Genomic DNA, 8,992 nt, shown 5'->3' on the forward strand with positions numbered 1-8,992 from the left:
GTCAGTCGCCGATCGCCGAGAGGTACTCGCTGTAGAACAGAGCCAGTCCGACGGCCGACGAGATGGCGGCCAACAACCAGAAACGGATGATCACCGTCGTCTCGGCCCATCCTCCGAGCTCGAAGTGGTGATGGAACGGGGCCATCCGAAACACTCGTCGGCGACTCGACCGGAAGACCGCCACCTGGATCACGACGGACGCGGCCTCGGCCACGAAGAGCGCACCGATGACGACCATCAGCAGCTCGGTCCGGGTGACGATGGACAGGCCGGCGAGCAGGCCACCGAGCGCGAGCGAGCCCGTGTCGCCCATGAAGATCTTGGCGGGCGCCGCGTTCCACCACAGGAAGCCGATGCACGCACCCGCCGCAGCGGCACAGATCAGGGCCAGGTCGAGCGGATCACGGACGTCGTAGCAGCCGGGTCCCGGACTCGTGGTGCACGCCTGCCGGTACTGCCAGAACGTGATGACGGTGTACGCACCCAGCACGAGGGTCATCGATCCGGCCGCGAGTCCGTCGAGGCCGTCGGTCAGGTTGACCGCATTGGACCAGGCGCTGACGAGGAGGTAGCAGAACAGGATGAAGACGATGCCGCCCATGGAGACGGTCGCGATGTCGCGCACGTAGCTCAGCTGGACGCTGCCCGGCGTCAGTCCGCCGGCACCGTTGAACTGCAGTGCGAGGACACCGAAGATCACCGCGGCGAACAGCTGACCCACCAGCTTGGCCGTCTTGTTCAGTCCGAGGTTGCGCTGCTTGCGGATCTTGATGAAGTCGTCGAGGAAGCCCACCACGCCCAGCACCGTCGTCAGACCCAGCACCAGGAGCGCCGACACCGACGGCCCGTCCGCGTCGTAGCCGATGCCGATGAGGTGCGAGCCCCAGTAGCCGGCCCACAGACCGGCGAGGATCGCGACGCCGCCCATGGTGGGCGTGCCGCGCTTGGACTGGTGGCTCGCAGGACCCTCGACCCGGATCTCCTGGCCGAACCCCTGCTTCGAGAACGCCTTGATCAACACGGGCGTCAGCAGGATCGCCACCGCCAGCGCGATACCGCCCGCGAACAGAATCTGTCTCACCGAGTCTCCCCCTGCTCGCTCAGCAATGCCTCCGCGACGGTCCACAACCCCACCGACTGGGACGCCTTCACCAACACCAGGTCACCCGGCTCCACCTCGGCGCGCAGCAGCGCGATCGCGGCGTCGGCATCGGGAACCAGGTGGGCCTCCTCGCCCCAGGACCCTTCCATGACGGCACCCTGGTACAGGCCGTGCGACGGGCGACCCGTTCCCACGACGATGATCTTGCTGACGGCCAGACGCACCGCTAGGCGCCCGATCCGATCGTGCTCGATCACCGACTCGTCGCCGAGTTCGGCCATCTCACCCAGCACGGCCCAGGACCGCCGACCCCTGTCGCGGCCACTGCGCGCCATCGTGACGAGCGCCTTCAGCGCGGCGCGTACCGAATCCGGGTTGGCGTTGTAGGAGTCGTTGACGACGGTGACGCCGTCGGCGCGCGTGCGCACGTCCATGCGCCGGGCCGAGGCGGCCTCCGCGCCCGACAGCGCGGCCGCGACGGTCTCGACGTCCATGCCGCAGTCCAGGCCGACGGCCGCCGCCGCCAATGCGTTGCCCACCTGGTGCTCGCCGTGGACCAGCAGCGACACCGGAGCGCTCCCCGACGGCGTGACCATGGTGAACGACGCGCGCGCGGTCTCGTCGAGGCGGACGTCCAGCGCGTGGACGTCGGCACTGGTGTCCGACCCGTAGGTGACGACGCGAGCGGTGGTCTTCGACGCCATCGCTGCCACCAGCGGATCATCGGCGTTGAGGATCGCCAGACCACCGGCCTCCGCAGCCGGAAGCGCTTGCACCAGTTCGGACTTGGCCTCGGCGATGTTCTCGCGCGAGCCGAACTCGCCGAGGTGCGCGGTGCCGACGTTGAGTTCCACACCGATCCGCGGCGGTGCGATCGCGGCCAGCGCGGCGATGTGGCCGCGTCCCCGCGCCGACAGCTCGAGGACGAGGAACCGTGTCGAGGCGTCCGCGCGCAGCACGGTCCAGGGATGCCCGAGCTCGTTGTTGAAGGAGCCGGGCGGTGCGACCACGGTGCCCGCACGCTCGAGCACCGCGCGGATCAGATCCTTGGTCGATGTCTTCCCCGAGCTTCCGGTGACACCGACGACGGTGAGATCGCCGGCGGCCAGTTCGGCGACGGACGCCGCGGCCAGCTTCCCGAGTGCGTCCAGAACGGCCGCGCCGGGTCCGTCCTCGTGCTCGACGACGATGGCGGGAACGCCCACCGGCCGCGCTGCGAGCACCGCGACGGCACCGGCGGCGACGGCACCGGCGGCATGATCGTGGCCGTCCACGCGCTCACCGGGCAGAGCGAGGAACAGTCCGCCCTCGGTGATCTTCCGGGAGTCGAACTCGACGCCGGCGGTGATCTCCACGGAGGGATCGGGGACGTCGTGCAGTGTGCCCTCCACGATGTCCGCGACGGCGGACAGGGACAGTCGGATCACATCGAGCCTTTCTGTCGGTCGAGGGCGTCGGCGAGCACACGGCGGTCGTCGAAGGGGTACTTGATGCCGCCGACGTCCTGCCCCACCTCGTGGCCCTTGCCGGCGATCAGGACGACGTCGCCGTCCTTCGCCCACTGCACCACGGCGTGGATCGCCTCGTCGCGCGGAGAGATCTCGCGCACCTCGGCGCTACCGCCGACGGCGTCGGCGCCTCGCCGAACGGCCGCGCGGATGGCGGCCGGGTCCTCGGATCTGGGGTTGTCGTCGGTGATGACGACCAGGTTTGCGGCGCGCGCCGCGGCCTCGCCCATCAGCGGCCGCTTCTCGGCGTCGCGGTCTCCCCCGGCGCCGACGACGACGGCGATGCGGCCGTCGGTCTGAGCGCGCAGAGTGGCCAGCACCGCCTCGAGTGCGGCGGGTTTGTGGGCGTAGTCGACGACGGCCAGGAAGTTCTGACCACGCTCGACGCGCTGCATGCGGCCGGGCACGTCGACCTCGGCCATCGCGGCGAGGGCGACCGCCGGATCCACCCCGACCTCCGCGCACACGGCGGCGGCGACCACGGCGTTGGCGACGTTGTACCGCCCCGGCATCCGGAGTGACGCCGACACGACGGTGTCCCGTGCGGCGACCTCGAACTGCTGGGTGCCGTCCGGCCCGGACGACCAGGACGTCACCGACCAGGAGGCCGTCCCCTCGGTCGTGGTCGCCACGGTGAGCGGGGCGGCTCGGCCCCCGGCCGCCGCGATCTCCGCCATGCGCCGGCCCCACCGGTCGTCGACGCAGACGACGGCGCGATCCGCGCGGACCGGCGAGTCCTCGGCGAACAACCGGGCCTTGGCCGCGAAGTAGTCCTCGAAGGTGAGATGGAAGTCGAGGTGGTCCTGCGAGAGGTTCGTGAACGCGCCCACCGCGAAGGTGGTGCCGTCGACCCGGCCGAGGGACAGCGCGTGGGAGGACACCTCCATGACGACCGTGTCCACCCCCTGCTCGTACATCGCCGCGAACATCGCGTGCAGATTCGGAGCCTCGGGCGTGGTCAGCGCGGACGGCACCGGTTCGGTGCCGATACGGGTCTCGATGGTGCCGATGAGCCCGGGAGTGCGTCCGGCAGCGCGCAGCGCCGCCTCCACCAGATAGGACGTGGTGGTCTTCCCCGAGGTGCCGGTGATGCCGATGACCGTCATCTTGGCGGACGGCCGATCGTGCACCGCCGCGGACAGCGTGCCGAGGATCGAGCGGGGCTGCGGATGCACCAGGACGGCAGTGCCGTCGGGCACGCCGGAACCGATCATGAGGGCCACACCCTCGTCGTCGGTGACCACGGCGACCGCTCCGCGTTCGAGCGCCTCGCCCGCGAAGGCGGCGCCGTGCGACCGAGCGCCCGGCAGGGCCGCGAAGAGATCGCCCGCCAGGATGCTCTGCGCGCGCAGTTCGATGCCCGTGACGCCGACGTCGTCCGTCGCGTCGACCAGCGCACCGTCGACGAGCACTCCGTGGCGCAGACCGATCTCTCCGGCCAGCTCGGTCGCCGACGTGACCGTGGGCCGCTGCGGGCGGAGAGTCGAGCTGGGCACTTCGAGACGCTCCTCTGCTGTGGTGACGGGCGGACGGTGGGTGTTCGGGCCGGTGCGGTGACTGCCTCGGCGCCGAACATGCGAGTGCCGCCGACCGGTGGTCGGCGGCCGACGCATCAGATTACCGGCGAGTCGGCACGCCACGAGACGTGCCATGGCGAAGTCCGCCCCGGTGCAGGTGAACGCCCTGCACCGTCGACGGATCAGTCCGCCTGCAGGAGGAGCCGACGACCTTCCTGCGAGAGCGGCACCGCGTCACGCTGCAGCATCCAGGACGCGATCGAGTGGAACAGCGGAGCGGCGGACTGCCCGCCCGACCCGTCGGAGCTGCGGGTCGGGGCGTCGAGCATGATGCCGATCACGTAGCGCGGATCGTCCGCCGGCGCGATGCCGGCGAAGGTGATCCAGTAGTTCGAGTTGGAGTAGCACTTGCACTCCGGATCGACCTGCTGCGCGGTGCCGGTCTTGCCACTGACCTGGTATCCCTCGATACCGGCGGCGACACCGGTGCCGCGCTGGTTGCCGGTGTCGTTCTGCGTGACGGCCCGGAACATGTCGCGCACGGTGCGCGCGGTGTCGGCACTGACCACCGGCACGCCCTCGGGCTGCGGCTCCGCGGTGCGCTGACCGTCCTTGCCGACGGTCGCCGACACGATGCGCGGCGGGATGCGCACGCCGTCGTTGGCGATCGCCTGGTACATACCGGTCATCTGCAGCAGGGTCATGGACAGGCCCTGCCCGATCGGGAGGTTCGCGAACGTGCCGCCGGACCACTGGTCGCGGGCCGGGACACTGCCGGCACTCTCGCCGGGCAGGCCCACGTCGGTGCGCTGTCCCAGCCCGAACTTGTCCAGCATGTCCGCGTAGCGATCCTCGCCGACCCGCTGCGCGAGCATCAGCGTGCCCACGTTGGAGGACTTACCGAACACACCGGTGGTCGTGTACGGCGCGACGCCGTGATCCCAGGCGTCCTTGACCGTCGCACCGGACATCGTGATGCTGCCGGGAACCTGCAGCACCTCGTCGGGGTTCGTCAGACCGTCCTCGACGGCGGCCGCCGCCGTGACGATCTTGTTCACCGATCCCGGCTCGAACGGGCTGGACACCGCGAGGTTGCCCATCTGCGCCGTCGGCGAGTTGTTGCCCACGCCGATGGCCGGGTCGAAGGTGCCGTCGTTCGACATGGCCAGCACCTGGCCGGTGTGCGAGTCCAGGACGACGGCCGACGCGTTCTTGGCGCCCGACAGATCCTTGGCCTGCTGGACCTGCTGCTGAACGTAGTACTGGATGTCGCTGTCGAGCGTCAGCTCCACATTCGAGCCGTCGATGGCGGGTTGCTGGTCGCGCCAACTGCCGGGAATCACCGCGCCGTCGCTGCCGCGGTCGTAGGTGCGGGAGCCGTCGGTACCGGCCAACACCGGGTCGAGGGAGTCCTCGAGGCCGAGCAGGCCGTGGCCGTCCCAGCCGGTCGCCCCGACGATGTTGGCGGCGAGCGCCCCACCCGGGTACTCGCGGATGTCCTGCCGCTCGAGGCCGACCTCGGGGTACTGCTCGGCGATGGTCGCCGCGACGGCGGGATCGATGCTGCGCACGAGGTACTCGAACGACGAGGATCCGGTCATCTTGTCGAGAAGGTCCTTCTCCGACACCAGGTCGCCCAGGATGCCGTGGACACCGGCAGCGACCTCGCGGATGCGATCGTCCGGATCCGGCTTCGTGTCGTCCTTCGCCTTCGCCTCCTCGAGCTCCACACGCACTCGCTGCGGCTGGAAGGTCAGCGCCTTCGCCTCCATCGTGAACGCGATGGGATTGCCGTCCCGGTCCGTGATGGACCCTCGTGTCGCCGGATCGACGATGGTGGTGGTGCGCTGACTGGCCGACTGCGCCGACAGCGACGGGGCGTCGATGCCCTGGATCCACAGCAACTGCAGCGTCGCGACGCCCAGGATCGCGAACATCGCGAAACGGCCGTAGCGGAACCGGAAGTCGAACGTCTCGGACTTGCGTGGACCCTGTCGACGCGGCGGACGAGGACCGCGAGGACCGGAGCCGGTGGCCGGCCGAGCGCGTGGGTCGCCGTGGTCGCGGCCAGTGCTCCGGTACGGCTGTCGAGTGGTCACCGAGCGCCTCCTGCGATGGGTACCTGCTGCTCGCCCACCGCGGCGGCGGGAGCCGGAAGAGGCTGCGGCGCAGCATTCTCCGGCACTGGCGTGGTCGTCGGTGCCGCGGGTGCGGACGTCGTGGGGGCCGGCGTGGTGGATGCTGCCGGTGCCGACGTGGTCGGGGTCGCGGACGCACTCGGCGACGTACCCGGGCGCCCGACGGGTGTGAGCGCCTCCCCGCCGGACGCGGGTGCCCCGGGGCGCGCACTCGGAGTCGCCGCACCGCCCGACGGGGTGGCGGCCGCGAAGTCGGGAGCCGGTGGACCGGCGGCCGGTGCCGGCGTACCGATCACCTGGACGACGCCGTCCGGCAGGACCACCAGTCGCGGAACGTCCTTCGTCGGGATCATTCCCTGTGCGGTCGCGCGACGGGCCAGCTCGGGAGCCGAGTTCGCTGTCTCCACGTCACGTTGCAGCGCGGCGGCCCGTTCCGTCAGCTCCTGGTTGGTGGCACGCCCCGCACTGAGCAGGTACGAGTCCTCCGCAGCGCGTGTGCTCAACAGCAGTGTCGAGGCGAGTCCGATGGCGAGGAGCCCGATGATGCTGGCCACGAACGGGATCCGAGCCGCGACGGATCGGGTGGGTCGTTGCGCGCGCGGGTCGGACTCGTGGGACATCGCACGCTGGCGACGCTTGTCGTACGCGCGCTTGGCCGCGCCCGTGCGAGCGGGAGGCCGCGGTGCGCGCACCGTCTCGAGCGAGGACCCGGCGCGGCGGTTGCCGTCCGATCCGGTCACGTCCACCGGAACACTCATGACGACCTCCTGGAAATGCGTTCTGCGCCGCGCAGTCTGACCGGAGCCGCGCGGGGGTTGTCGTCGATCTCGTCCTGCGAGGCCTTCTCGGCGCCGCGAGTGAGCAGCCGGAACTCGGGTCCGCTTCCCGGCAGCTCCATCGGGAGCCCCTCCGGCGTGGTGGAGCGGGTGCGCGGTGTCAGCTCCTGCTTGACCACGCGGTCCTCGAGGGACTGGTACGACATGAAGACGATGCGTCCCCCGACGACCAGCGAGTCGAGAGCCGGTGCGATGGCGTCTCGCAACGAGTCGAGTTCCTCGTTCACCGCGACCCGCAGTGCTTGGAAGGTCCGCTTCGCCGGATGTCCGCCGGTGCGACGCGTCGCCGCCGGGATGCTCGCGTAGAGCAGTTCGACGAGAGGCCCGCTGGTGACGAACGGTTCCGTCTCCCGGCGGCGCAGGATCGCCGAGGCGATGCGGCCGGCGAAGCGCTCCTCGCCATAGGTGCTGAGGATGCGGGCGATCTCACCGTGCGACGCGGTGTTGAGGATGTCCGCGGCGGTCCGACCCGTCGTGGGATCCATCCGCATGTCGAGCGGTGCGTCCACGGAGTAGGCGAAGCCACGATCGGCGGAGTCGAGCTGCATCGACGAGACGCCGAGATCGAAGAGGATCCCGTCGACGCTGTCCGTCGCGCCGAGGCCGACCGACGCCAGCGCGACCTCGATACCGTCGTACGTGGTCGCGACCAGCGAGACGCGGTCACCGAAGGGAGCCAGCCGTTCTCCGGCCATGGCCAACGCGTCCGGGTCGCGGTCGAGACCGACGAGACGCAACCGCGGATACGCGGTGAGGAAGTGTTCGGCATGACCGCCGAGGCCGAGAGTGGCGTCGATGTAGACGGGATCGCGGTCGTTCGCAGCAGCGGCGACGAACGCCGGTCCGAGAAGTTCGTCGGCCCGAGGAAGACGGACCGGAACGTGCGAGAAAGGCGAGGCGGATGCCTGCTCGTCCTCCGCCATGGTGGTGATCTCCCGCCTGATTCGCATTCGAGCTGTGTGTCGTGCCAGGTGGAGCGGTGAGTGCGTCGAGGTCTCTGTCCGACAGTGGAACCTGGCGTTGGGGAAGTACGTCAGGGTCCGACCGGTACTTGGCGTTGGGGAAGTACGTCAAGGCCCGGTTCGGGCAGAGGCCACGCGGCACTCGCCGCCGGCCGGGTGTGGCTACAACATGTCCATGAGCGATTCGTCCACTGCCTGCGAGAAATCTTCTTCGTGCTCCTGCGAGTACCGCTCCCACGACGCGGCGTCCCACAGCTCGAGATGATCCATCGAGCCGATGACGACGCAGTCCTTCGACAGCGCCGCGTACTCGCGGTGCGAGGACCCGATGGTGATGCGACCCTGCGAATCCGGCCGCTGCTCGTCCGTACCGGCCGCGAGGTTGCGGATGTACGCGCGCGCCTGCGGGTTCGACCGCGAGGCCTTCGACAGCTTCGCCACCCGCTCCGCGAACACGTCACGGGGGTAGATGGCCAGGCTGTGGTCCTGCCCTTTGCTCACCATCACTCCTCCCGCCAGGTCTTCGCGAAACTTCGCCGGCAACGTCAGTCGAAACTTGTCATCGAGCTTGGGCGTGTAGGTACCGAGAAACACTCGGCACCTCCTCGACCCCGTGTCGTGCAGTTCGCGGGACTCCATCGATCCCCGCTGTCCGCCACATTACCCCACTTTCCCCCACATTCAATCGACACGGCGGAACATTTCAGTGACTCGTCACTAAAGGGCCAGGTCGCACGCACAAAGAGCAGCGAAGTCGGTCCGGCAGCGGGAGGACCCACGTGCGCGTAGTGGAGGTGTCCCCCACCGTTCCGCGACCCCCGTGAACCGGATAAATGCAGGTCGAACGGCACGTTCGCGCGTCACGGGCCCGGGTGACCGCGCGCGGCGGAGTCGCCAGGGGTGCCGGGTGGGGCGTGGTGGGGATCTGG

Annotated in this window: 7 protein-coding genes; all 7 read right to left on the reverse strand. The window is 69.8% G+C overall.

What is annotated here, in order from left to right; genetic code table 11:
• Window position 1: 1 nt before the first annotated feature.
• The 7 genes from mraY to mraZ all read right to left on the reverse strand — a co-directional run bounded on the left by mraY (window position 2) and on the right by mraZ (window position 8,657).
• Window positions 2–1,081 carry a phospho-N-acetylmuramoyl-pentapeptide-transferase gene (mraY, locus tag HQ308_RS03460; protein WP_027505847.1) on the reverse strand — a complete coding sequence of 360 codons (1,080 nt, stop codon included), beginning with the start codon at window positions 1,079–1,081 and terminating at the stop codon, window positions 2–4.
• Window positions 1,078–2,529, reverse strand: coding sequence for a UDP-N-acetylmuramoyl-tripeptide--D-alanyl-D-alanine ligase (murF, locus tag HQ308_RS03465; RefSeq protein WP_222645413.1), 1,452 nt, complete (start codon window positions 2,527–2,529; stop codon window positions 1,078–1,080). The genes mraY and murF overlap by 4 nt, the downstream gene beginning before the upstream one ends.
• A complete protein-coding gene (locus HQ308_RS03470; RefSeq protein ID WP_308115654.1) occupies window positions 2,526–4,106 on the reverse strand; it encodes a UDP-N-acetylmuramoyl-L-alanyl-D-glutamate--2,6-diaminopimelate ligase in 1,581 nt (526 codons plus the stop codon). Before HQ308_RS03470 ends, murF begins: the two co-directional genes overlap by 4 nt.
• Before the next feature lie 203 nt (window positions 4,107–4,309).
• Complete coding sequence (locus HQ308_RS03475) at window positions 4,310–6,226, reverse strand: penicillin-binding protein 2 (protein ID WP_082544520.1); 1,917 nt, start codon at window positions 6,224–6,226, stop codon at window positions 4,310–4,312.
• On the reverse strand, window positions 6,223–7,023 hold the full coding sequence (locus HQ308_RS03480) for a hypothetical protein (protein WP_261775633.1): 801 nt from the start codon (window positions 7,021–7,023) through the stop codon (window positions 6,223–6,225). Before HQ308_RS03480 ends, HQ308_RS03475 begins: the two co-directional genes overlap by 4 nt.
• Entirely contained in the window at window positions 7,020–8,024 is a 1,005-nt protein-coding gene (rsmH, locus tag HQ308_RS03485; protein ID WP_222645462.1) for a 16S rRNA (cytosine(1402)-N(4))-methyltransferase RsmH, read from the reverse strand. The genes HQ308_RS03480 and rsmH overlap by 4 nt, the downstream gene beginning before the upstream one ends.
• Window positions 8,025–8,225: 201 nt before the next feature.
• Complete coding sequence (gene mraZ, locus HQ308_RS03490) at window positions 8,226–8,657, reverse strand: division/cell wall cluster transcriptional repressor MraZ (protein ID WP_027505841.1); 432 nt, start codon at window positions 8,655–8,657, stop codon at window positions 8,226–8,228.
• Window positions 8,658–8,992: the final 335 nt, after the last annotated feature.

The organism is Rhodococcus sp. BP-241, from assembly GCF_019836145.1.
Classification (GTDB): Bacteria; Actinomycetota; Actinomycetes; order Mycobacteriales; family Mycobacteriaceae; genus Rhodococcoides.

Excerpts from the sequence above, each read along its gene's own strand:
- HQ308_RS03480 (WP_261775633.1), bottom strand. The coding sequence starts at position 7,023 with ATGAGTGTTCCGGTGGACGTGACCGGATCGGACGGCAACCGCCGCGCC.
- rsmH (WP_222645462.1), bottom strand. The coding sequence starts at position 8,024 with ATGGCGGAGGACGAGCAGGCATCCGCCTCGCCTTTCTCGCACGTTCCG.